Here is a 23,598-nt window from a genome sequence, read left to right as displayed (position 1 = left end):
TAAGGTTTTTTCTAGATTTTAATAGTTTAGTCTCGTATACTATTGCCGTAGTTGCGAGACATTTTTTTTAAAGGTATTGGTAAGCTGGAAGCGTTAAAAATTCTTCAAATTTTTCTTGAGTTACTAATTTTTTAAACAGCGCTATTGCTAATTTAAATTTGGTTTTTGTAATATTATCTTGGCCAACTTCTGTTATGATTTTTTCAACCTCGTCATCAAAAATATTATCAAACAATGCTTTTGTGAACAGGCGTTTATCTTCAAGTGTAACTTCATTTTTAAGCCAATGCCAAACTTGAGTTCTGGATATCTCTGCAGTTGCGGCATCTTCCATTAAATTGTAAAGAGCTACAGCGCCATGACCTCTTAGCCAAGCTTCGGTATATAAAATACCAACGTTAATGTTTTTTCTTATACCAGCCTCGCTTACAGTGCCTTTAGGGATTTCAACTAAGTCTTTTTCTGTTATATTAATATCATCACGTGTAATGTGCAATTGGTTCGGTGTTGGCATATACTTATTAAATTCTTTTAGTGCTATTTCAACTAAAGCTGGATGAGCTACCCATGTGCCATCATGACCATTTTTCGCCTCACGTTCTTTATCTTTTCTAACTTTTTCTAATGCTATGTCATTTGCTTTATCGTTATTTTTAATAGGAATTTGTGCAGCCATTCCGCCAATTGCTAAAATGCCTCTTTTGTGACAGCGCTGTATTACTAGTTTAGAGTATGCATCCATGAAAGGAGTCGTCATGGTTACTTGATCGCGGTTAGGGACAATAAAGTTGGGATGATTTCTAAATTTTTTAATGTAAGAGAATATATAATCCCAACGACCACAATTTAAGCCTACGATGTGTTCTTTAAGTTCATATATAATTTCATCTAACTGAAAACTTGCTGTTATAGTTTCTATTAAAACAGTAGCTTTAAAGGTGCCTTGTGGGATTTTTAAATAATTTTGAGCAAACTCAAACACAGCATTCCACCAACGTGCTTCTAAATAATGTTCTAATTTTGGAAGATAAAAATAAGGAGCAGTACTATTTTTCATCATTATTTTGGTATTATGAAATACATATAAACCAAAATCGACCAAGCTACCAGATGCTTCTTCGTTGTTTATTAAAATATGCCTTTCATTTAAATGCAAACCTCTTGGCCTTACCAGTAGTACTGATGTTTTAGGGTTTAGCTTATACGACTTATTTTTTTTAACATCATGTAGCGAAATTGTTTTTTTATTGGCGTCTATTAAATTTTGTTGTCCTTCGATGGCATTTTTCCAAGTAGGTGCATTACTGTCTTCTAAATCGGCCATAAAGGTTTTTGCTCCAGAGTTTAAGGCATTAATTATCATTTTTCTATTAACAGGACCTGTAATTTCTACTCGTCTATCTTGAAGGTCTTTTGGTATACTACCTGCTTTCCAGTCTGTTTCTCTAATATGTTTAGTTTCTAAAGGAAATTCAGGAAGTTTGCCGTTATCAAAAACGTTTTGCTGTAGTTCTCTTTTGTTTAATAATTCTAAACGTTCTGAATTAAACTTCTCATGAAGAGCAGTAATAAAATTTAAAGCTTCGTCTGTAAGTATTTCTGGATAATAGTTATTTACTTCTTTAGAGAAAGCGATTTTTGGTAATTTTAAAAGTGTGTGTTCCATTATGTTCTAAATTTATTTTACAATATTATAATAAAGATTTTTATAAAACAAGCGAACGTTCGCTAAATGTATTATTTCGCTAAAAATATTTTTTCGCAAAAATGCTTATATTTGCAATTATGGAAGAAGATTATATAAAACTTATTTTTGGCTTAAAGCTAAAGCAGATAAGGACTGACAAGAATTTATCTCTATTTGGGTTGTCTAAGCTCTCTGGTTTATCTAAATCGTATTTAAATGAAATAGAGAATGGAAAAAAATATCCAAAACCCGATAAAATAGCAATTCTTTCAGAAAAATTAGATGTGCCTTATGACCAGATGGTGTCTTTAAAATTAGATAAAAACCTAGCACCAATTGGGGAATTGTTACAATCTAAAATATTAAAAGAAATTCCTTTAGATCTATTTGGTATTAAGGAAAGCAACTTAATAGACATTGTAGCCAATGCGCCTGCGAAAGTAAATGCGTTTATTAGTACAATAATAGAAATTGCACAGCATTATAGTTTTAGTAGAGAAAGTTTTTTTCTTGCTTCTGTACGCTCTTTTCAAGAAGCCAATAATAATTATTTTGAAGACTTAGAACAGAGTGTATTAAAGTTTGCTAAAGCTTATCAAATAGATTTAAATCAAACCATTACATCCAAAGATTTAGAAGATATATTGATAGAAGAATATGGGTATAGTATTGAAAAAGAGGAATTAAATAAATATGAAGCATTAGTTAACTTACGTTCTGTATTTGTGCCAAAAACCAAGACTTTATTGCTTACAAATAAAATAGATGAGTCGCAGCGTACATTTATTTATGCAAAAGAATTAGCCTATAATTTTTTAGATATAAAAGAACGCTTATATACTTTTCCTTGGATTAAATTTGATACATTCGATCAGGTTTTAAATAATTTTTACGCTTCGTATTTTGCTGGAGCCTTAATTATTTCTAAAACAAAAATTGTAGAGAAACTAACTGCTGTTTTTGAAAAAGATACTTTTGACACTACGCTTTTTCTAAAAACTATAGACACTTTTAATGCTTCTCCAGAATCTTTTTATCAACGCTTAACTAATATTTTGCCCAAAGCTTTTAATATTCAAAATTTATTTTTTCTAAGGTTCACTCATAAAGCTGAAAGCAATATATTTCATCTCAAAAAAGAATTGCATTTATCTCATCAGCACTCACCGCATGCAAACGAAACTAATGAGCATTATTGTAGACGTTGGATATCTATAAAAATGCTAAAAGACATTAGCAAGAGTGAAAAAAATCATGTGTTTGATATGCAAATTTCAAATTATCAAGATGATGGTATGAAGTATCTTGTTTTGTCTTCGGCCACTAAAGATCCTTTTAGAGATAATCACTACCGAAGTATAAGTGTTGGTTTACTTATTAATAAGCAATTAAAGCGAAAAATTAATTTTTTAGAAGATACAAATATTGCATCTCAAAATGTAGGTGTTACATGCGAGAGATGTTTAATTAAAAACTGTGAGGTGAGACAAGCTCCTGCAATAATTTTAGATAGAAAAGCTAAGAATAAGAAGATTGAAATAATTGTTGAAGAATTAAACACAAAATTTACGTTGTAAAACCTAAAAAGATAACTTTCCCTAATTAACAATGCAAACGCTGTGATATTAATACTTTTCTTATAGCGCAATCAAGCATCTCATTTTAGTAAAATAAAAAAAGCGCAAGTTGTAACTTGCGCTTTTTAAAGCTAAATAATCAACCTATTAAAAAATACGTTAGGGGTATTCTATTATAAATTGAGTGGAATACAAAAGTATTAAGATGCTTTCTAAAAAAAATTGATGTATGGTAATAAAAATATCTATGCGATATTTTTTCTAATCCGGCTTAAACTTTCGGTTGTAATGCCGAGGTAAGAGGCAATATGATAGTTTTTAACCATCTTTTCAATATCAGGATGTGTATTTACAAATTCTAAATAACGCGTGGCAGCAGATTGCGATAAGTTAGCTAAAATCCTTTTTTGAAACGCCGCATAAGCGCGTTCCAATTTAACCCTAATATACTTATCAATTTGAGGGAATTTATTATATAAAAGTTCTCTGTTCTCTTTGGACAAGGCGTACACAGTACAATCTTGAAGAACTTCTAAATTCATTAAAGCTTCAGAGGATAAAAAGAAAGCAGTATAATCTGTTATCCACCAATCTTTAATTCCAAATTGTATGGTATGTTCTTTGCCGTAAACATCGTTATGGAATGTTCTTAGACAACCGTCGTAAATGTAGTATAAATCGTCAACCAAATCACCTTCTTTAATAATTATATCGCCTTTTGTAAAGCTTTTTTTCTGAAAAGCAGCTGCAATAATTTCTCTGTCTTCTTTAGAGAAAGAAAACTCTTTAAAAATTATAGATGCTATGGCATTGTTGGTGTTCACTTGGGCAATTTACAAAATAGCTTTTTAATTAGCACAATTTGTCATAAATGATAGTCTGATGCTAATTATAAAAACCACCTGAAATAGGTGGTTTTTTACTTTTAATAAAAAGTTTATTTAAAACCTACTCAACAGTAACCACCAAATCATCTTGCTTAACCATACTGCCTTCTTTTAGGCTTACGGTTTTTACTGTTCCAGATATCAAGGCGATTACTGTGTTTTCTTCTTTTATAGCTTCGATAACTAATGTTTACATTTGTGTATCATAAATCATAGGAAATTGTTTAGGAATATTCTCTAATGATTCTCCTAAATTCTGCCTTAAATCGATTTCTATTCCACGAGCCATCGTTGAAATTGGGACATCATTAGCAGAACCTTCAAAAGGATTTTCTCCTGTTCTACCTATTTTTTCCATAGTATGAAAAACCCAAGCCACGATAATATAAAAGGGGATAGAGAGCCAAATAAAAAAAGAACCAATTGTAGGGTGTTGTGCTGTCATTTCATTTCCAATCTCTGCAAACTGTGGCACAATTGCCAATGGTAATAACAATACAAAAATCCACATAAAATAATGATTTAAAGTTGCAAATTGACGAGGATATGGGAAGTTTTTAATGCGTTCAGACTGACCTTGTAGCGTAAATAGTTCTTGCAAAATATTTTCTAATTCTAAAAAGGAAAATTCCCAAATAACACCTTTTTCTTTTAAATTTTTAAGATGATGAGATTGTAAATAAAGCAAGGCAGTTTGCTTGTTATTCTTGCTCATGACATAGTCTAAATCTACTTTAGAAAGATAGGGTTTCATATCGTCTTCTACGTTTGATTTCCATTCTGGCGGACTCACTATTTCACTCCATTCCTTATTGGCTTTTTCTTGAACCACAGTTTCCCAAGATTTTGAAATTCGCATGGCATGCCTTAAGGCTGTCATCCACGCAATATGTCTATAAGTTAAAGTTTTAATTTCTTGCTCCAATTCTTCTTTAGATACTTTATCTGTTGCATATTCGTTGTTTACCATGTCTTGAACAAACATGCCAAATGTCCTTGAAGTATTTGTAATGCCACCCCAAATTTTTCTTGCTTCCCAAATTCTGCCGTAAGCAGAATTATTTTGAAAACCAATTACAAAAGCAACTGCTGTACCAATTAAAGCCAAAGGTGTCCAAGGAATTTTTAACCATTCTAAATCGAAGAAATAATATAATGATACAAATACTATTATTATAGCCAAAAACAAAATGGTCTCGCGACGGGTCCACTTTACTAAATCCTTAATTTTGAAAACCTTTCTTGTATACATAAATTATTAGTTTGTTATAGTTTTGAAGTTTGTCCAATATCTAATTTACTGAATTTACCATCTGTGTTTTCGTGAAAATTAAAATACACTTTAAAAGTTCCCCACATTCCTGCTTTAAAATTGCCAGTAATATTTTTCCCTTCATTTTCTACCTTATCTATTGAGAGGAATTTTTCTTTACCTAAAGCATTATTGAAAAATTTATGAAGATCTTTTGTGTTTCCATCATCTGTCATTTCAGGATTTTCAGTAAAATATGAATACCAAGATTTATCACCTGATTGTAATGCTTCAATGGCTCCTTTTACATTTTTATTTGTTATTGCTGTCAAGTCCATTTTTTCTGTATTTGATTTTGATGAACTTGGTTGCCCACAGGCAACCAAGTTCAAAAATATAACTAATATTCCAATAATTTTTTTCATCTTATTTTGTTGTATAACCACCATTTGCAAGAATGGTTTGTCCTGTTATCCACCAGCCGTCAGTAGCTAAAAATGTGATAATTGGTACAATGTTTTCAATTTTTGTTAAGCCCCCAAGTGCAGAAGCAGATTTATGATATTCAACAGCTTCTGGTGATTCTTGTCCATAAAAAAACGGTGTATCCATGGGTCCAGGCGCTATTGAATTTACAGAAATTCCTCTGTTTCCAAATTCTTTCGATGCAGCTCTTGTGTAATGCTCAACAGGTGCTTTTCCTCCAGCATAAGTAGCATAAAGACCTGTGTAAGCTCCTAATAAAGACGTTGCAATAGTCATTATTTTCCCATTGTCTTCTAAGTTATTGCCTGCTTCTTTAATAAAAAAGTAAGCTGATTTACTATTAATGTCTGACATGGCATCAAATTCTTTTTCTGTTGTTTCTACAAAAGGTTTTTTCAAGACCATACCTACTGTATTTACCGCAATGTCTATACGACCAAATTTTTCTTTTGCTTTTCGAAAAAGTGCTGTTACATTTTCGGCTTTTGTTAAATCGCTTTGGATCATAATCGCTTTTCTTCCTAAACTCTCAACAGCCTTAACCGTGTCTTCTGCACTAGCTTTTGAACTGTCACTATGATAATGTATCACAACATCTGAGCCTTGTTTAGCAACTTCACGACTAATTAATCCACCCAAATTTTTCGCACCACCTGCTATTAATACTACTTTATTCGTTAAATCTATTTTTGCCATTATATTTATGTTTAAATTAATAATGGGATAAAAGTAGCGAGTGAATAGTCTTAATAATTATACGTTATTTAGTATTAGTTGTAAATTCTTTAGTTTTTATGTTTTTTTCGGTAGGCAGATGGAGAAAAACCTGATTGTTTTTTAAAAAAATTACTAAAATGTGCCGTTTCACTAAATCCAATTGAATATGTGATTTCTTTAATTGATTTGGTACTGTTAATTAATAACGACTTAGCTAAAGATGTAGTTCTCTCTGCTATCCACTGCGTGGGTGATTTGCCTGTTTTGCTTTTAATTACCTGACTAAAATAACTTGAATTTAATAGTTGAGTATTGGCGTAGTCTTGAGGTTGTAAAATAACTGAACTCTCTTTTCTCATTAATTTTTGATAATGAGATTCAAGATTTTCTTTAAATGTTTTTACAATTCTTGATTGACTATTTCCTTCTTCCATAGGTAGGTAATCTTGCCAAAACAAATCTTTTATTTTTAATAGTAAAACAATTAATAAATTGCTAATTATCTTATTTTTATATTGAGATTTATTGTTATACTCTTTAAGTATTTGTAAATAAAGTGTTTCAATTTCGCTAAATTGGTTGTTATTTAATTGTTGAGGAGCAACAGTTTCGGAAAGTAAAAAAGGAAAATCGAGAAACACGCTTTGATTGATATTTGTTTTAAGAAATTCTTCACTAAAAGTAATTAAAAAGGCTTCTTCTAATCTATAAAATTCAAATGCTTTTATGTGCCCTGGGTTTGTAAAATAGATAGTGTTAGACTTATATTCAAATTTTTGTTCGTCTGTTATATAATTACCTTCTCCATTCTTAATAAACACGAATGAATAATAATTTGTTCTAAAAACAGGAGACTTGTAAGGAATTTCTTTATGAATATTTAAAAGATTATTTATTGAAAATTGACTATTCTGCTCAATAGGAATCCCCAAAGTATTGTACAAATCAACAACCTTTTCAAAAAATAATATTTTATCAGTTCTACTCATTCAAGTGTATTTTATTCAAATTACTTCTTGCATCTTTGATAAAAAAATAATTCAACATCTTTTATTAATGGTAAAAAGCAATTTGCACTAAAATTGTCAAAAATGAATGAGGAAAATGCATCTTAATAATTCTTATTTTTAAAAATACAAAAACCTACTCAACAGTCACCACTAAATCATCTTGTTTAACCATACTGCCTTCTTTTAAGCTTACTGTTTTCACAGTTCCAGATTTAAAGGCGGTTACCGTGGTTTCCATTTTCATAGCTTCGATAACAAACAAAGGATCGTTTTCTTTTACTTCTTGCCCTTTTTTAACCAACACTTTATATAATGAACCTTGTAAAGGTGCTCCAATCTGGTTAGTATTAGCAGGATCTATTTTTGTGTTTGTTTCTATCTTAATATTTAGAGATTGGTCTAAAATTTCTACAAACCTGTTTTCACCATTTACTTTAAAGAATACGGTTCTCATGCCTTCATCATTTGGGATTCCAACAGATAATAACTTAATAATAACCGTTTTTCCTGGTTCTAATTCTATTAAAATTTCCTCACGTAGCTTCATGCCATAGAAAAAATTCTTAGTTGGTACTAAGGCTAAGTTTCCATATTTTTTATAATTTTCGTGTGCTTGCTCAAACACTTTTGGATATAAGGTGTACGATAAAAAATCTTCCATTTCTATAGCACGTGTAAAGCCTTTTTGAAATTTTTTCTTAAAAGCTTCGTATTCCACATCAAAATCTATTGGCTCTAAATGTGCGTTTGGTCTGTTAGTATATGGTTTTCTGTTTTTTAGTATAATCTTTTGAAGTTTTTTTGGGAAACCACCAACTGGTTGTCCTAAATCACCCATAAAGAAACTTATTACCGATTCTGGAAACGAGATTTCGTCTCCACGTTCCATAACATCTTCTGTCGTTAAATTATTAGTTACCATAAAAATAGCCATATCACCAACTACTTTAGAACTTGGAGTTACTTTTACTAAGTTGCCAAAAAGCGTGTTAACTGCGGCATACATTTTTTTAACTTCGTCGAATCTGTCACCTAAACCTAAAGCTGTGGCTTGCGGACGCAAATTTGAATATTGTCCGCCAGGAATTTCATGCTCAAAAACTTCGGCAGTTCCGGCTTTTAAACCAGATTCAAAAGGGTAATACAACTCGCGCGTATCTTCCCAGAAATTTGAAAACTGATTTAGTTTTGGCATATTAAAAGCATGCTCTCTTGGTTGGCCTTTCATCATTTCTACAACCGCATTAAAGTTAGGCTGTGAGGTTAAACCAGAAAGACCGCTTAATGCTACATCAACAACATCTACACCTGCTTCTATAGCTTTTAAATAAGTAGCAGTTTGTAACGATGAGGTATCGTGTGTATGTAAATGAATAGGGACGTTTACAGTGTCTTTTAAAGCCGAAACCAATTCGGTAGCTGCATATGGTTTTAATAAACCTGCCATGTCTTTTATCGCAATCATGTGTGCACCAGCATTTTCTAAGTCTTTAGCCAGTTGCGTGTAGTATTTAATATTGTATTTAGTTTCCTTTACATCTAAAATATCGCCTGTGTAACTTAATGCTGCCTCTGCTATACCGCCTGTTTTGTTACGTACATAATTTATACTTGGTTCCATAGCTTTGACCCAGTTTAAAGAATCGAAAATTCTAAAAATATCGACACCATTTTCCCAAGATTTTTCAACAAATTTTTCGATTAAATTGTCAGGATACGCTTTATAGCCAACACCATTTGAGCCACGTAGTAGCATTTGGAATAAAATGTTTGGCACTGCTTTTCGTAATTCTCTTAAGCGCGTCCACGGGCTTTCGTGCAGAAAACGTAAGCAAACATCGAAAGTGGCGCCTCCCCAAACTTCCATACTAAAGGTATTAGGGTGGTTTTTTGCGAAACTTTCTGCCACTTTAAGCATATCGAATGTTCGCATTCGTGTTGCTAATAACGATTGGTGCGCATCGCGCATTGTCGTATCTGTAAAATGAATTTTTTTCTCGTCTTTTAACCAAGCGCAAAATTTTTCTGGACCTAATTCAGTAAGCTTATCTTTTGTGCCTTTTGGATGTTTTTCAGATAAGCTAAACTTAGGAACTTTAGGCGTTTTAAAGACTTTATTTTCTTCAATATTTTTAACGTCAGAATTTCCGTTAACAATCACTTCAGCTAAAAAATTAACCACTTTAGACGTTCTGTCTTGAGGTAGTTTTATTTTAAAAAGCGAAGGTGTATTCTGAATAAAATTAACAGTTACCTTCCCATCTTTAAAGGTTGGATGCTGAATAACATTTTGTAAAAAATGAATGTTTGTTTTTACACCACGAATTCTAAATTCTTTTAAAGCACGTACCATTTTTCGCGTTGCACCATCTAATGTTCTGCCGTGAGAAGACACTTTTACTAACATAGAATCGAAAAACGGACTTACCTGATAGCCTTGATAAATGCTGCCAGCGTCCAGACGAATGCCCATTCCTGAAGCGCTTCTGTAGGTGGTTACATTACCGTAATCTGGCGTGAAATTATTGGCAGGATCTTCGGTTGTTAATCGGCATTGTAAAGCAAAACCATAAGTAGCAATAGATTCTTGGTCGTATATTTTTATTTGCTTACTGTCTAAAGTATAATTTCCAGCAACAAAAATCTGGGTTTTAACCAAGTCTATTCCAGTTACCATTTCTGTAACGGTATGTTCTACTTGTATTCTTGGGTTTACTTCTATAAAATAAATGTTATCCTCTTTATCTACTAAAAATTCTACCGTACCAATATTGTTGTAGCTTACTTCTTTAGCTATTGCTACAGCATACTTATATAAATTCTGTTTTACCGTATCACTAACATTATGTGAGGGTGCAATTTCTACTACTTTTTGGTGACGACGTTGTACCGAGCAATCACGTTCGTGTAAATGCCGAATATTCCCATGATTATCTGCCACAATTTGTACTTCAATGTGTTTTGGGTCTTCTACATATTTTTCTAAAAACATGGTGTCGTCTCCAAAAGCATTAAGCGCTTCGTTTCTTGCCGAGTCGAAATTAAATTCTAAATCCTCATCTTTTCTTATAATACGCATGCCACGTCCACCACCACCAGAAGCAGCTTTTAACATTAAAGGATAACCTATGGTTGCAGCTTGAGATAAAGCCACTTTAAGTGAGGTTAATTTCTTTTTGTTACTTTCAATAATAGGCACCTTACATTTTACAGCAACTTTTTTAGCTGTAATTTTATCGCCTAATGCATCCATAACTTCAGGTTTTGGACCAATAAAAATTATATTGTTTGCAGCACATTGTCTCGCGAATTCTGAGTTTTCAGATAAAAAACCATAACCAGGATGTATGGCATCTACGTTTTTAGATTTCGCCAAATCTATTATGGCTTCAATATCTAAATAAGGTTTTAATGGTTGGTTGTCTTCCCCAATTTGGTAGGATTCATCAGCTTTATTTCTGTGTTGCGAGTAACGGTCTTCGTAGGTATAAATAGCAACAGTAGTTAAATTTAACTCTGTACAAGCACGTAAAACGCGAATAGCTATTTCGCCTCTGTTGGCAACAAGAACCTTTTTAATTTTCATTTTTAGTGGTATTATTTAATGATGTATGGATTTTCGTTTTGGTAATTTCTAATAATAAAATCTAATGCAGCTTCAAGTAATTCGCCCATATTTTTAGAACGTTTAAATTGAACATCTCCAGTGAGTTTAAAAAGTCCGGTTTTTAGCTGTTTAATTTTTGCAGTAGATGAAATAGTGTCTTCTTTCATACACTTTATTAAATCGTTTAACCGTTCATGTTCACTGGTAGCGCGTTTTGCTAATAGGGAGCGTTCTTCTTTTTCATATTGCTCAATCGATTCTTTAGCCAACACCTCTATGCTCATTTGTACAAGCGAATTATTTTCTTTTAAAAACTGAGGCTTATACACTTTTGGGTTGCCCTCGTAACTCTGCTGGTCGAAATCTACTGCACGAATACGGTATTGCTTACGGTCGAAATCGTGTGTAATTACTATAACGTAATTGTACGAGCGCATATCTGCCAATAACCTAACAAAACAGCGTTCGTTAAACTTTACAAACTCCTTTGCCAGTGATCTTTTATCTTGTTCTGTAATAGACTCAAGATGCTCACTTATATATGTGTCGCCAGGAATTCCAGAAATATGTTCTTCTATTAACGTGTCTTTGTGTACGAGAAAATTAATATGATTAGGCGATAATAGGTGCTCTAACTCTAAGCCGTAAATACGCGAAGCATCTGCTTTTTTTATATAGAGAAAAATATAATTGTCGTTTAATATATTTCTCACTTTTACACGAAATGGTTTGGTATTACCAAAGGTGCAAAAATCGATACTATCTATATTTAAATAGGGTAGTATAGTGTCGCTTCCATCGGAATGTAAGATGGAATACATTTGTTTTAAACTAAGTTGTATTTCTTCTCGCTCATGTTCTGCATAATAGCAACTCACCCAAAGGGTATCGTTATCGTTATCATCAAAAATTTCTACAGCACCTTGAAAACGCAGGAGATCATCATAAAAAATAGGGATTTTTATATTTCTACCTTGTTCTGTAAGGTATTTTGATAGCCTATCTGTAATAGGATACGCTGGTTTTTTCTTGGAAATTAGCTTTTCGTTCATTGTTTAATTTAGAAAGGCTATAAGGTAATTATTAATTTCTTAAAATACTATGCATGCATAGTATTTTTTTTATTTCTGTTTATTTGATTTTTTGAACATGGTTTTTTTATAGATAAACTCTAACAAAAAGCAGAATAGAATAATACCAAGTGCAATAAATACACCAGTTTTATTTGTTGAATACTGCTGAATAATTAATGTCATAAAAGCCACAAAGCACAAGATACTTGCGGTGAGGTGAATCCATTTTTTAGAGTGCAGTTCGTTATGTTTTTTAAAACCAATGTAATTAACGATACAGAAAATTAAAAGGAAACCTGCACTTCCGGCTGTAGAGATACTTTGTAAATTAAAAGTGTTTACTAAAATTATAGACAAAATAGCTGTAATAAGAAGGCCTATTGGCTTTCCCCAAAATTTATGGCAAAAATATTTTGGTAATTCATTGTCCTCTGCAATATTGTAGTTAACTCTTCCGCTTCCTAAAACAGTTGCGTTTATAGCAGAAAAAGTAGAAATTAAAGCTGTTATGGTAATAATTTTAAATCCTATTGATCCTAAAATGGGTTCAGCAGCTTTGGCTAAAACATAATCTTCGGCATTTGCAATTTCTTTAAAAGGAAGAGACCCAACAGTGACTATTGCGATTAAAATATACAACACAATAACGAAGCCTACTGCCCCAAAATAGGCTTTTTCTGTGTTTTTCTCTCGGTTTTTTAAATCAGAAATTGAGTTTGCTATAAGTTCGAAACCCTCGTAAGCAACAAATATTACCATACCGCCAGAGAGTAATAGTAACGGGCTTTCCCAGTTTGTTGGTTGTAACTGGCTAATATTTTCTGGATTAACAGAGAAACCATAGAACCCAATACCTATAAAGCCTATTAAAATAGTAAGTTTTATAACAACTGCTACAGATTCTATTTTACTTACCAGTTTTATACTTAGGTAGTTAATAGTTAATGCCAAAATGAGAATTGCGGTTTGGCAAATGCGTACATCTATAGTTTTATCACCAGTTAAAGGAATTATTTCTGCACCATAAGAACCAAAAGCCGATGCATATAAAGCCAACATAACAATATAACTTAACCACAGTAAATTATTAATACTACCTGCAAAAATACCATTTCCAAACTGTTGATGAATAAAACTAACAGTGCCACCATCTTCTGGAAATGCTTTAGATAATTTAGCATAAGAGTATGCAGTTAATAAAGCTATAATACCTGCAAAAAGAAAAGCAACAGGTGTACCTCCTTTGGCAAGTGATACGGCAAGACCAAGAACAGCAAAAATACCTCCACCAACCATGCCTCCAATACCAATTGAAATGGCGTCTTTTAAGCCAATTTTTTTATCCATACTTATTGAGCGTAATCAATTAATCTATTAATTTAATAAGATTTTATCAATTTTGAAGTTAATCAAGCTTAAATAATAAATTTAAAAAAAGAATTAATTCTTTGATTCTAAATTAATAATCTGAGCAACCGCTTGTTTGTATTTTACAGGATTCGAAGCTTTTTTAATCGCCTTGTATGTTTTGTGCGGATTTGATGTGGACTGCGAGAAAAACTCCCAAAAACCCAACATTTTCATTTTTATTGGTGTTGGTCCAGATAAGTAATCGTCGTATTGCTTGTAAATAGTATCGTGAAATTCTGAAAAAATCTCCCAACGGTTTTTGGGGTATTCCGTGGTGTTATTTTTAATCATACTTGGCAAAAAAGGATCGGCAATCAAGCCACGACCAATCATAAAATGATCGATAGTTGGAAAGCGTTCTTCAATAGCTTTATACGCTGAAACACTTGTAATATCGCCATTATAATACAATTTGTGTTTGGTACTACTGATGCATTTTTCAAAAGCCTCTAAATCCACAGGACCTTTATATAATTGCTTACCAATTCTGGCATGAATAGCGATACTTTTTAGTGGATATTGGTCTAAAACAGGAAAGGCCTCTAAAATTTCTCCAGCATGTTCGTAACCCATTCGCATTTTCATGGACACCACAATGTCAGACTCGTTATGTACCTTGTGTAGCACCTCGTTAATTCGAGTGGGATTGCATATTAAACCCGAGCCCATTCCAGATTTTGTAACCATAGGATAAGGACAGCCTAAATTCCAGTTTAACTCTTTATAGCCTAAACTTTGTACGTATTTAATAACAAATAAAAATTCGTCTGGATCGTTAGTCATGACTTGTGGGATGACCTCTATGGTTGTATTGTTTTCTGGCTGTAAATCGTTTTGGTAGGATTGCTTAATTTTTAGTTTCCCGTTTAATCTTATATATGGTGCATAGAACGTATCGATACCACCAAAATAATGTTTAAAGGCATTACGAAACCTGAAATCTGTAAACCCTTGTAAAGGTGATGAAAGTAGAGTAGAAGCCATTTGTGCTATTAGTAGTGCGAAGATACATTAATTGCATTGTTGATTATATTTTATTTGTAACAGAAAAATTAATTAATAGCATTTATTGAGACATTTTCTAAGCGCTTATTAAAATGTTATTGAAGTAAATTAAAGATGTAACGAAGTAATATAATAGCTATTTAAGTTGTTTATTTGCGGCTATTTATAATTTATGATTTTTTTTACCTGTTTATTTTTTGGCTTTATTATTGCAACTTCTGGAAGTATTGTACCTAGTTTCTTGAATTTAACTGTCGTTAAATTTAGCCTTAAAAGTGGTAGAAAATCTGCCTTTTATCTTATTGGTGGTTTTGCAACAATATTGTTTTTTCAAGCAAATATTGGCGCTTATTTGTCAAGTGTTTTAATGGAAAACTCAGAGTATATAACCTTAATTCAAAAAATAGGTACCGTAATTCTTCTTCTGTTATCTCTTAATTTTTTTAGATTACATTTTACTGGAACAAAGCAAAAAAAGAAAGTAGAAATAGAGAAGTCTAAAGCCTATGTGCACGGCTTAAGTATGGCTTTGCTAAACACGTTTGCTATTCCATTTTACTTCACTTCTATTTCTTTTTTAATAGGTTTGGATTATTTTGAATATTCTATGCTAAATAGTCTGTATTTCTCCATTGGCTCAACTATCGGTTCGTTTGCATTATATGCGTTGTACGCCACAATTGCCAGTAAAATTGAACACAAACTCACTTATATAGCGACTAAAATGGACTTTATTATAGGCTGTTTAACAGGTGTGGTTGGGATTGGTAATTTAGTTTATTTATTGATTGGAAGTTGAGGGTATGTAGAATTCATTAGGTGGTTTTTAAAGTCATTCCAATACTCTACACCTTTCAATAACCAAGTTACTCTAAATAAAAAAACAGACCCAAATGCAAAAAACCACCTCGAAAGGTGGTTTAGTATTTTTACCAAGCTGCCTGTTGGTTAACAGCAGGAAAAAAACATTATTGTTCAATTTAAGAGATTACCACGTCGCTGCAAAAGCGACTCGCAATGACCTCTCGAATTTATTTTATCATTTCGTAACTTCTTTTTATAAAGTCACTCAATTCTTTTCCTTTTAATAAACCTTGAGATAAACGTGCCAAATCTAAACTTTGGTTTATTAAACGCTCTTGCTTTTTCTTGGTTTTAGTGCTTAAAATTTCGCCTACCAATTCAGAATTTGTATTCACCACGAGGTTATACAATTCTGGCATGTTGCCCATTCCAAACATACCGCCACCACCAGTTTGTTGCATTTCTTTCATACGACGCATAAACTCCGGTTGTGTAATCATAAATGGTGCAGCATCGCTATCTTGTGGTTCTAATTGTACCATAAACTTTTCAGAAGGCACAACTTCTTTTAATAGCTCGTCTAATTTTTTAGTCTGCTCTTCATCTAATTTAGAAATTGTCGTATCATCTTTCTTAATTAGTTTGTCTATAGAATCTGCATCTACACGCGAAAAAGTAATATTCTCTTTTTTGCTTTCTAATTTCTGCATTAAATGAGAAACAATAGGAGAGTCTAATAATAACACCTCATAACCTTTAGCTTTTGCAGCTTCAATATAGGTGTGTTGCTCGTCTGTATTACTTGCATATAAAATTACCATTTTACCATCCTTATCGGTTTGGTTGGCTTTTATAGCATTCTCTAATTCTTCGTAAGTGTAATATTTATTATCTACCGTTGGGTATAATGCAAAAGCATCTGCTTTATCGAAGAATTTATCTTCAGAAAGCATACCATATTCAATAACAATTTTAATGTCGTTCCATTTTGCTTCAAAATCCTCACGGTTATTGTTAAACAACGATTTTAATTTATCGGCAACCTTACGTGTAATGTAAGAGGAGATTTTTTTAACAGCGCCATCGGCTTGTAAATACGATCGCGACACGTTTAACGGAATGTCTGGCGAATCGATAACACCACGTAACATGGTTAAAAATTCTGGTACAATTCCTTCTACATTATCGGTTACAAAAACCTGATTTTGGTAGAGTTGAATTTTATCCTTTTGCATGCTCATGTCCTGAGTCATCTTTGGGAAATATAGAATTCCTGTTAAATTAAAAGGATAATCTACATTTAAATGGATGTGAAATAATGGTTCCTCGAATTGTGCAGGATATAATTCTCTGTAAAAACTTTTATAGTTTTCGTCTTCTAATTCCGTTGGCTGTTTTGTCCACGCAGGATTAGGGTTATTAATGATATTATCTATAGTTATTTTTTTCTGAGGTTCTGTTATTTCCTTACCTTCAGCATCTTTTGTTGTTTCAGGTTTGTGCTCAGGATCGTTAACTTCCTTTGTACCAAATTTAATTGGAATAGGCATAAACTTGTTATACTTAGATAACAGGTTACCAATACGTGCTTCTTCTAGAAACTCTGTAGAATCTTCTGCAATATGCAAAATGATTTCTGTTCCTCTTTCGGTTTTATCGTGAGGTACTAAAGTAAATTCTGGAGAGCCATCGCAGGTCCAATGTGCTGCAGTGGTTCCATCCTTATGAGATTTGGTAATGATTTCAACTTTTTCGGCAACCATAAATGCAGAATAGAAACCAAGTCCAAAATGGCCAATAATTCCAGAATCTTTAGCAGAATCTTTGTAGTTGTCTAAAAATTCTTCAGCACCAGAAAAAGCAATTTGGTTAATGTATTTTTCAACCTCTTCGGCTGTCATACCTAATCCTTGATCGATAATATGAAGCTTTTTACCTTCTTTATCAATTTTAACTTCAATAACTGGATTTCCATATTCCGTTTTACTTTCTCCTATACTAGTTAAATGCTTCAGTTTTAGTGTGGCATCTGTAGCGTTACTAATAAGCTCACGTAAAAAGATTTCGTGATCACTGTATAAAAACTTTTTAATTAGTGGGAAAATGTTTTCTACCGAAACATTAATATTTCCTTTTGTCATGATAAAAATTTATTTTTTCGTTCCCATAACAATGGGAAACTGTTTAAATTATGTTTTAATTTCTGTTTATCTAATAGTCAAAAAAAATACCAATTAAAAAAATGTGACAAAGTGTCAACAAAACAGACTATTATGCATGCATAATGAATAAAAGAGTTTCTTAGAATTAGTATAATTGAAAAACTTAAATTGCGGCACTCTTTTACAGAGAGAAATAATAAAGAGATTCCCAGTGTTATGGGAATAAAAAATATAAAATTTTTTATGTACAATTCAAAGATAATAGGTTTAGGTAAATATGTGCCAGACAATGTGGTAACCAATGATGATTTATCTAAAATGATGGATACTAATGATGCATGGATTACCGAGCGTACAGGTATAAAAGAACGTCGTTGGGCAGTGCCTGGCTCTGGAGATACAACTTCAGCAATGGGTGTTAAGGCAGCAAAGCAGGCTATTGAACGTGCTGGAATAGATAAAGACGATATTGATTTTATTGTTTTTGCTACCTTAAGTCCAGACATGTATTTTCCTGGTCCAGGTGTGCAGGTGCAGCATGAATTAGGTATAAAAACAGTAGGTGCGTTAGATGTGCGTAACCAGTGTTCTGGTTTCGTTTATGCTTTATCGGTTGCCGATAATTTTATAAAAACAGGTATGTATAAAAACATATTAGTTATTGGTAGCGAATTACATTCTCACGGTTTAGATAAAACCACAAGAGGAAGAGGCGTTACCGTTATTTTTGGAGATGGAGCAGGAGCGGCAATATTAACTAGAGAGGAAGATACTAAAAAAGGCATTTTATCAACACATTTACACTCGCAAGGCGAACATGCCGAAGAATTGGTTTTAGTAGCGCCAGGTATGGGAAAACGTTGGGTAAACGATATTTTGGCTGATAATGATCCAAATGATGAGAGCTACTTTCCGCACATGAACGGACAGTTTGTATTTAAAAATGCAGTGGTGCGTTTTAGCGAAGTTATTATGGAAGGTTTAATGAAGAATAAATTAGGCAAAGAAGATATAGATATGCTAATTCCGCATCAGGCGAATTTAAGAATAGCGCAATTTATACAAAAGAAGTTTGGTTTAAACGACGACCAAGTCTACAATAATATTATGCGTTACGGGAACACCACAGCCGCTTCAATACCAATTGCTTTAACCGAAGCTTGGGAAGAAGACAAAATAAAAGAAGGCGATAACGTAGTGTTGGCTGCTTTTGGTAGTGGGTTTACTTGGGGAAGCGTAATTATTAAGTGGTAATAAATTCCTTTGAAGAAAGGAATCTTAATTATGTATTTTAACTACTATTTAAATTAATGTTTAGTTTGTTAATCTACACTATTTTAAATGGCACAGTCAAAAAGTAATACATATTTCACATAAATAAATAGAGGTTTCTGTCTTGGCAGAAATTAAAAAAATCCCAATGCCTACGCATTGGGATTTTTAGCTATCAATCATATAAACTTAAAGTGTTTACGAAACTTTAACTGGAAGACTAATTCAAATTTAAGTGTTCGTTTTAATAAGTTGTGTTATCTTAAGATGCTTATAGTTTCATTTCATTGCGCTAAGTATTTCACTTTAACACACTTTAACTTTTTGGAGTATTACAATATAAAAATCCCAATGCGTCAACATTGGGATTTTCAGCTATTAATCATATAAACTTAACGTGTTTACGAACGTTTTAATGGAAGACTAACTCAAATAAATATATTCGCTAACAGTGTTGTGTTTCTTTATAGACGATTGTTTTTTGAATTTATTACATTGAAAATCAGTATTTAACACATTTTAACAATGCATGCATAACGAATTAGAGTATTTCTAAATAAAAAAAATCCTGAAACATAATTTCAGGATTTTATCGCTATTAATCAACTCTATAATAGATTTTTAGTAAATCTGATGAAAGAACTAATTACAGCAAATATAAAGACTATGTTTAATATAATGTGTTGATTTACAGTATTTAATATTTATTTAACTATAGTTAAAATTTATTTAATAGGAAAAACCATACGTTTTAATCAAAAACCCAAAACTGATCAAGTTTTGGGTTTTCTTTTTTAATAGCACTACAAACACTAACCATTAACTATTGTTTTGCTATTAAATTTTGTAAGCTTACATAATATAGACGACTTATATTTGCATTAGTTACAGTTAAAAACAATTAAATGAATAAAAAAACATTAGTAATAGGAGCATCAACCAAACCAGATAGATATTCTAACATGGCTATACGAAAATTAACAAATTATAATCACACCACAGTGGCTTTTGGTATGCGTGCTGGCAAAGAATATGGTGTTACTATTGATACAGAATTAGAACCGTATAAGGATATCGACACCGTTACATTATATTTAAATCCTACAAGACAAAAGGAGTATTATAATTATATAGTATCGCTAAAACCAAAACGTGTTATCTTCAATCCTGGTACCGAAAACCCAGAGTTTTACAGAATATTAAGGGAAAATAATATTGAAGTAGAAATTGCGTGTACCTTGGTATTGCTATCTACAAATCAATATTAAGCGGTTTTTTCTTAGAAATTAACAGCAAGCCTAAGAACGTTAGTAAGCCGTTTACAATTAAAATTTCGAACCCAAATTCGTAGCCAAAAAACAACGCTTTAGAATACATATTCATAACATATGATATTAATGGTGCTACGAGAGCTATCACCCAAACATACTTGTCTTTAATATGTTTTTTGGTTAAAATCCCAAACGCAAATAAACCAAGTAAAGGACCATAAGTGTAACCAGCGGCTTTAAATAATTCCCAAATAACGGAGACATCTGTAAAAATGGTGTCGAAGAGAATAATTACAGCAACAAGTATAAAACTAAATAATACGTGTATACGTTTACGTATTTTCTTTTGTTCACCTTGTGGTTTTTTATCCAGTTCAATAATATCTATACAAAAAGAGGTAGTTAACGAGGTTAAAGCAGAGTCTGCACTGGAGTAAGCAGCAGCAATTAACCCTAAAAGGAAAAAGGCGGAAGTCGCAATTCCAATTTCAGGCAGCATGGCAATGGTTGGAAACAAGTCGTCTTTTTTGGCAGTAATACCATTTTGTGTGGCATACTGCGTGAGCATTAAGCCTAAAGCCAAAAACAGGATATTAACAAATACGAGTACAACAGCAAACGATACCATGTTTTTTTGTGCGTCTTTTATGTTTTTACACGTCAGGTTTTTTTGCATCATGTCCTGATCTAAACCAGTCATGGTAATCGTAATAAAAATACCTGCTAAGAAGCTTTTCCAAAAATATTGCGGATCATTACCATCCCCAAAAAAGAAGACTTTACTCATGTCACTGTTTGTTACATTCGAATAAATTTCAGAGACACTATTTAAATCTAAAGCCGAAGCTAAAAACGAGATGGTAACCACTACCGAAACAAGCATAAACAAAGTCTGTAACGTATCTGTAAAAATAATAGTTTTAATACCACCTTTAAAGGTATAGAGCCATATTAGCGCAATGGTAATTAAAACGGTAATTGGAAATGGAATATTAAATTGATCGAATACTAATAACTGCAAAACCTTAGCGACTAAAAACAATCTAAAAGCAGCACCAACCGTACGGGAAATTAAAAAAGCAACGGATCCAGTTTTGTAACTTATATTACCAAAACGATCTCTTAAATAGGTATAAATTGAAGTTAAATTCAATCTGTAATATAAAGGTAATAAAACATAGGCAATTATTAAATAGCCAATAAAATAGCCTAATACCACTTGAAAATAGCCAAACTGTTTACCCTCTACAGCACCAGGAACCGAAATAAATGTAACTCCCGAAAGCGAGGCGCCTATCATCCCAAAAGCAACTAAATACCATGGAGCCGATTTGTTTGCCTTAAAAAAAGCAGCATTAGTATCTTCTTTTCCAGTAAAATATGAGATTAAAATTAGCACACCAAAATAGGCTGCAATAAGTAGTAATATTTGAGTAGCGGTCATGGAAACAATTTTCTAACGCCAAAATACGTAAAAAGTCTTCAGTTGACCGTTTTCTACACATAGTTTTTATTCAGAAGTTTTTAATGTCAACAACTCGTGGTGGTTTATAATTAATCTTTATATAGCATCAAAAATAAATAATTGTAACCAAACAAACATTAATGAAAATTAGTGAAATTCGTGACGAAAAGTTAATTTTACATTCTTATGGAATTCTCTTCAAAACTCTTAGAAAATGCCGTTAACGAAATTGCGCAATTACCAGGTATTGGTAAGCGTACTGCGTTACGTTTGGCACTACATTTACTAAAACAACCAAAGGAGCAAACATTTAATTTGTCTCAGGCACTAACGCACATGCGCGAGGATTTAAAATTCTGTAAATCGTGTCATAATATTAGCGATGTCGATTTATGTGAAATCTGTGCAAACCCATTGAGGCAGGATGATGTTATTTGTGTGGTTGAAGATATTCGCGATGTCATGGCTATAGAAAATACAGCATCTCACAAAGGATTATATCATGTTTTAGGCGGAAAAATTAATCCAATTGAAGGTATTGGTCCACACGATTTAAACATTGTAAGTTTAGTAGAAAAAGTAAAACAAGGTAATATAAAAGAACTCATTTTTGCACTAAGCCCAACTATGGAAGGAGATACCACCAATTTTTATATTTTTAAACAATTACACGGTTTAGAAGTAAAAACTTCTACTATTGCCAGAGGAATTTCGGTTGGCGACGAGTTGGAATATGCCGACGAGATTACCCTTGGACGCAGTATTTTAAATCGCGTTCCTTTTGAAGCATCACTAAAACAATAATTGCTTTTGCAACTTTCGGTCATCATACTTAATTATAATGTGCGCTACTTTTTAGAGTTGTGCTTGCAAAGTGTGGAAGCTGCCATTAAAGGTCTGGATGCCGAAATTATTGTGGTCGATAATAACTCGAAAGATGAGAGTTGTGCCATGGTAAAGCAAAAATTTCCCAACATAAAACTAATTGAAAACAAAGAAAATTCAGGATTTTCTAAAGGCAATAATATTGGCGTTAAACAAGCCAAAGGCAATTATCTTTGCATATTAAATCCAGACACAGTAGTTGCAGAAGACACTTTTAAAACACTTTTGGCTTTCGCCGAAAAACAAAAACATCCTGGAATAACAGGCTGTAAATTAATAGATGGTAGTGGAAACTATTTGCCAGAAAGTAAGCGCAACGTGCCAGTTACTAAAATTGCAATTAATAAAGCTTTGGGCAATAGTAAACACTATTACGCCAACCATTTACAGGAGAATGACATTGGTAAAGTGGATGTGTTTGTTGGCGCTTTTATGCTTTTAAAGCGAGAAGTATATAATAAGGTTAACGGTTTCGACGAAGACTATTTTATGTATGGCGAAGACATCGATTTAAGCTATAAAATTAAAAAAGCAGGTTTTCAAAGTTTCTATTACGGCAAAACAACAGTTATTCATTATAAAGGAGAAAGTACTTTAAAAGATAAAACCTATGCCAAACGCTTTTATGGTGCCATGCAAATATTCTACAAAAAGCATTTTAAAAGTAATCTGGTTTTCGATGCGTTGGTATTTTTAGGTATTCAATCGGCAAAATGGTTTGGAAGCAAAGCTTCAGCTAAACAAATAGCTATAGAGCAATTTGCATTAGTAGCTAATGCTAACAACGAAAACTTGGTAAAGCAAGTTCAAAAACCAATTACTTTAGTTTCAAATATTTCTCAAGTCAAAAAAAATACGCAAATAGTATTCGATGCTAATCACGTAAGTTTTAAGGAGATAATTAACGACATGGACACTTCAGAAAAAAATAAAAATTTATCGTTTAAAATACTTCCAAAAAACGCTAATTTTATCCTCGGAAGTCATTCCTCTAAAAGTAGAGGCGAAGTGATTCATTTTTAAGTATA

General features: G+C 32.4%; 19 protein-coding genes. 6 read left to right on the top strand and 13 right to left on the bottom strand.

Annotated features, from left to right (window positions below; genetic code table 11):
* Window positions 1-67: 67 nt before the first annotated feature.
* Entirely contained in the window at window positions 68-1,666 is a 1,599-nt protein-coding gene (gene aceB, locus ACVC43_RS08795) for a malate synthase A (protein WP_452224137.1), read from the bottom strand.
* Window positions 1,667-1,785: 119 nt separating this feature from the next.
* Between aceB and ACVC43_RS08790 the strand changes: the two genes are divergently transcribed.
* Window positions 1,786-3,264, top strand: coding sequence for a helix-turn-helix domain-containing protein (locus ACVC43_RS08790; RefSeq protein ID WP_452224188.1), 1,479 nt, complete (start codon window positions 1,786-1,788; stop codon window positions 3,262-3,264).
* Window positions 3,265-3,509: 245 nt separating this feature from the next.
* On the opposite strand, the gene ACVC43_RS08785 is transcribed toward ACVC43_RS08790, so the two are convergent.
* The 10 genes from ACVC43_RS08785 to ACVC43_RS08740 form a co-directional block, all read right to left on the bottom strand.
* Window positions 3,510-4,088, bottom strand: a complete 579-nt coding sequence (locus ACVC43_RS08785) for a Crp/Fnr family transcriptional regulator (protein WP_452224136.1) — start codon at window positions 4,086-4,088, stop codon at window positions 3,510-3,512.
* 124 nt (window positions 4,089-4,212) lie between these two features.
* On the bottom strand, window positions 4,213-4,332 hold the full coding sequence (locus ACVC43_RS08780) for a hypothetical protein (protein ID WP_452224187.1): 120 nt from the start codon (window positions 4,330-4,332) through the stop codon (window positions 4,213-4,215).
* Window positions 4,333-4,341: 9 nt separating this feature from the next.
* On the bottom strand, window positions 4,342-5,403 hold the full coding sequence (locus ACVC43_RS08775; RefSeq protein WP_452224135.1) for a bestrophin family protein: 1,062 nt from the start codon (window positions 5,401-5,403) through the stop codon (window positions 4,342-4,344).
* Between the two features lie 14 nt (window positions 5,404-5,417).
* Entirely contained in the window at window positions 5,418-5,828 is a 411-nt protein-coding gene (locus ACVC43_RS08770; RefSeq protein WP_452224134.1) for a hypothetical protein, read from the bottom strand.
* Between the two features lies 1 nt (window position 5,829).
* Window positions 5,830-6,585 carry an SDR family oxidoreductase gene (locus ACVC43_RS08765; protein WP_452224133.1) on the bottom strand — a complete coding sequence of 252 codons (756 nt, stop codon included), beginning with the start codon at window positions 6,583-6,585 and terminating at the stop codon, window positions 5,830-5,832.
* 89 nt (window positions 6,586-6,674) lie between these two features.
* Window positions 6,675-7,595: a helix-turn-helix domain-containing protein gene (locus tag ACVC43_RS08760; protein WP_452224132.1), complete on the bottom strand. Its 921-nt coding sequence runs from the start codon at window positions 7,593-7,595 to the stop codon at window positions 6,675-6,677.
* Window positions 7,596-7,749: 154 nt separating this feature from the next.
* A complete protein-coding gene (locus tag ACVC43_RS08755) occupies window positions 7,750-11,202 on the bottom strand; it encodes a pyruvate carboxylase (RefSeq protein WP_452224131.1) in 3,453 nt (1,150 codons plus the stop codon).
* A gap of 11 nt (window positions 11,203-11,213) precedes the next feature.
* The gene (locus tag ACVC43_RS08750) at window positions 11,214-12,275 is read right to left on the bottom strand and encodes a hypothetical protein (protein WP_452224130.1); all 1,062 of its coding nucleotides are present in this window, start codon (window positions 12,273-12,275) and stop codon (window positions 11,214-11,216) included.
* A gap of 69 nt (window positions 12,276-12,344) precedes the next feature.
* Window positions 12,345-13,643: an APC family permease gene (locus ACVC43_RS08745; protein ID WP_452224129.1), complete on the bottom strand. Its 1,299-nt coding sequence runs from the start codon at window positions 13,641-13,643 to the stop codon at window positions 12,345-12,347.
* 93 nt (window positions 13,644-13,736) lie between these two features.
* Complete coding sequence (locus ACVC43_RS08740; protein WP_452224128.1) at window positions 13,737-14,690, bottom strand: tRNA dihydrouridine synthase; 954 nt, start codon at window positions 14,688-14,690, stop codon at window positions 13,737-13,739.
* A 193-nt stretch (window positions 14,691-14,883) separates the two neighbouring features.
* On the opposite strand from ACVC43_RS08740, the gene ACVC43_RS08735 reads away from it, so the two are divergent.
* Window positions 14,884-15,510, top strand: a complete 627-nt coding sequence (locus ACVC43_RS08735; protein WP_452224127.1) for a LysE family transporter — start codon at window positions 14,884-14,886, stop codon at window positions 15,508-15,510.
* Between the two features lie 232 nt (window positions 15,511-15,742).
* Here the strand turns inward: ACVC43_RS08735 and htpG are convergent, their stop codons facing one another.
* Complete coding sequence (gene htpG, locus ACVC43_RS08730; protein ID WP_452224126.1) at window positions 15,743-17,656, bottom strand: molecular chaperone HtpG; 1,914 nt, start codon at window positions 17,654-17,656, stop codon at window positions 15,743-15,745.
* 264 nt (window positions 17,657-17,920) lie between these two features.
* Here htpG and ACVC43_RS08725 point away from each other — a divergent pair, with 264 nt between their 5' ends.
* Both ACVC43_RS08725 and ACVC43_RS08720 read left to right on the top strand, forming a co-directional pair.
* Window positions 17,921-18,931 (top strand): 3-oxoacyl-ACP synthase III family protein, encoded by a 1,011-nt coding sequence (locus ACVC43_RS08725; RefSeq protein WP_452224125.1) that lies wholly within the window; start codon window positions 17,921-17,923, stop codon window positions 18,929-18,931.
* A 923-nt stretch (window positions 18,932-19,854) separates the two neighbouring features.
* Window positions 19,855-20,217, top strand: a complete 363-nt coding sequence (locus ACVC43_RS08720; protein ID WP_452224124.1) for a CoA-binding protein — start codon at window positions 19,855-19,857, stop codon at window positions 20,215-20,217.
* Here ACVC43_RS08720 and ACVC43_RS08715 read toward each other — a convergent pair.
* Complete coding sequence (locus ACVC43_RS08715) at window positions 20,201-21,664, bottom strand: sodium:solute symporter (protein ID WP_452224123.1); 1,464 nt, start codon at window positions 21,662-21,664, stop codon at window positions 20,201-20,203. The genes ACVC43_RS08720 and ACVC43_RS08715 overlap by 17 nt on opposite strands.
* 207 nt (window positions 21,665-21,871) lie before the next feature.
* On the opposite strand from ACVC43_RS08715, the gene recR reads away from it, so the two are divergent.
* Together recR and ACVC43_RS08705 are read left to right on the top strand one after the other, a co-directional pair.
* Complete coding sequence (gene recR / locus ACVC43_RS08710) at window positions 21,872-22,489, top strand: recombination mediator RecR (protein WP_452224122.1); 618 nt, start codon at window positions 21,872-21,874, stop codon at window positions 22,487-22,489.
* Between the two features lie 6 nt (window positions 22,490-22,495).
* On the top strand, window positions 22,496-23,593 hold the full coding sequence (locus ACVC43_RS08705; RefSeq protein ID WP_452224121.1) for a glycosyltransferase family 2 protein: 1,098 nt from the start codon (window positions 22,496-22,498) through the stop codon (window positions 23,591-23,593).
* The last annotated feature ends 5 nt before the right edge of the window (window positions 23,594-23,598 follow it).

This window comes from Lacinutrix chionoecetis (assembly GCF_053604665.1).
The sequence above is the reverse complement of the archived record's forward strand: the minus strand, read 5'-3'. Positions and strand labels throughout refer to the sequence as shown.

Bases quoted from the DNA above. Each gene is read 5' to 3' on its own strand.
- ACVC43_RS08790 (WP_452224188.1), top strand. From the start codon at position 1,786: ATGGAAGAAGATTATATAAAACTTATTTTTGGCTTAAAGCTAAAGCAG.
- ACVC43_RS08740 (WP_452224128.1), bottom strand. From the start codon at position 14,690: ATGGCTTCTACTCTACTTTCATCACCTTTACAAGGGTTTACAGATTTC.
- ACVC43_RS08720 (WP_452224124.1), top strand. From the start codon at position 19,855: ATGAATAAAAAAACATTAGTAATAGGAGCATCAACCAAACCAGATAGA.
- ACVC43_RS08775 (WP_452224135.1), bottom strand. From the start codon at position 5,403: ATGTATACAAGAAAGGTTTTCAAAATTAAGGATTTAGTAAAGTGGACC.
- ACVC43_RS08750 (WP_452224130.1), bottom strand. From the start codon at position 12,275: ATGAACGAAAAGCTAATTTCCAAGAAAAAACCAGCGTATCCTATTACA.
- aceB (WP_452224137.1), bottom strand. From the start codon at position 1,666: ATGGAACACACACTTTTAAAATTACCAAAAATCGCTTTCTCTAAAGAA.
- ACVC43_RS08745 (WP_452224129.1), bottom strand. From the start codon at position 13,643: ATGGATAAAAAAATTGGCTTAAAAGACGCCATTTCAATTGGTATTGGA.
- ACVC43_RS08725 (WP_452224125.1), top strand. From the start codon at position 17,921: ATGTACAATTCAAAGATAATAGGTTTAGGTAAATATGTGCCAGACAAT.
- ACVC43_RS08770 (WP_452224134.1), bottom strand. From the start codon at position 5,828: ATGAAAAAAATTATTGGAATATTAGTTATATTTTTGAACTTGGTTGCC.
- ACVC43_RS08765 (WP_452224133.1), bottom strand. From the start codon at position 6,585: ATGGCAAAAATAGATTTAACGAATAAAGTAGTATTAATAGCAGGTGGT.
- recR (WP_452224122.1), top strand. From the start codon at position 21,872: ATGGAATTCTCTTCAAAACTCTTAGAAAATGCCGTTAACGAAATTGCG.
- ACVC43_RS08735 (WP_452224127.1), top strand. From the start codon at position 14,884: ATGATTTTTTTTACCTGTTTATTTTTTGGCTTTATTATTGCAACTTCT.
- ACVC43_RS08715 (WP_452224123.1), bottom strand. From the start codon at position 21,664: ATGACCGCTACTCAAATATTACTACTTATTGCAGCCTATTTTGGTGTG.
- ACVC43_RS08755 (WP_452224131.1), bottom strand. From the start codon at position 11,202: ATGAAAATTAAAAAGGTTCTTGTTGCCAACAGAGGCGAAATAGCTATT.
- htpG (WP_452224126.1), bottom strand. From the start codon at position 17,656: ATGACAAAAGGAAATATTAATGTTTCGGTAGAAAACATTTTCCCACTA.
- ACVC43_RS08760 (WP_452224132.1), bottom strand. From the start codon at position 7,595: ATGAGTAGAACTGATAAAATATTATTTTTTGAAAAGGTTGTTGATTTG.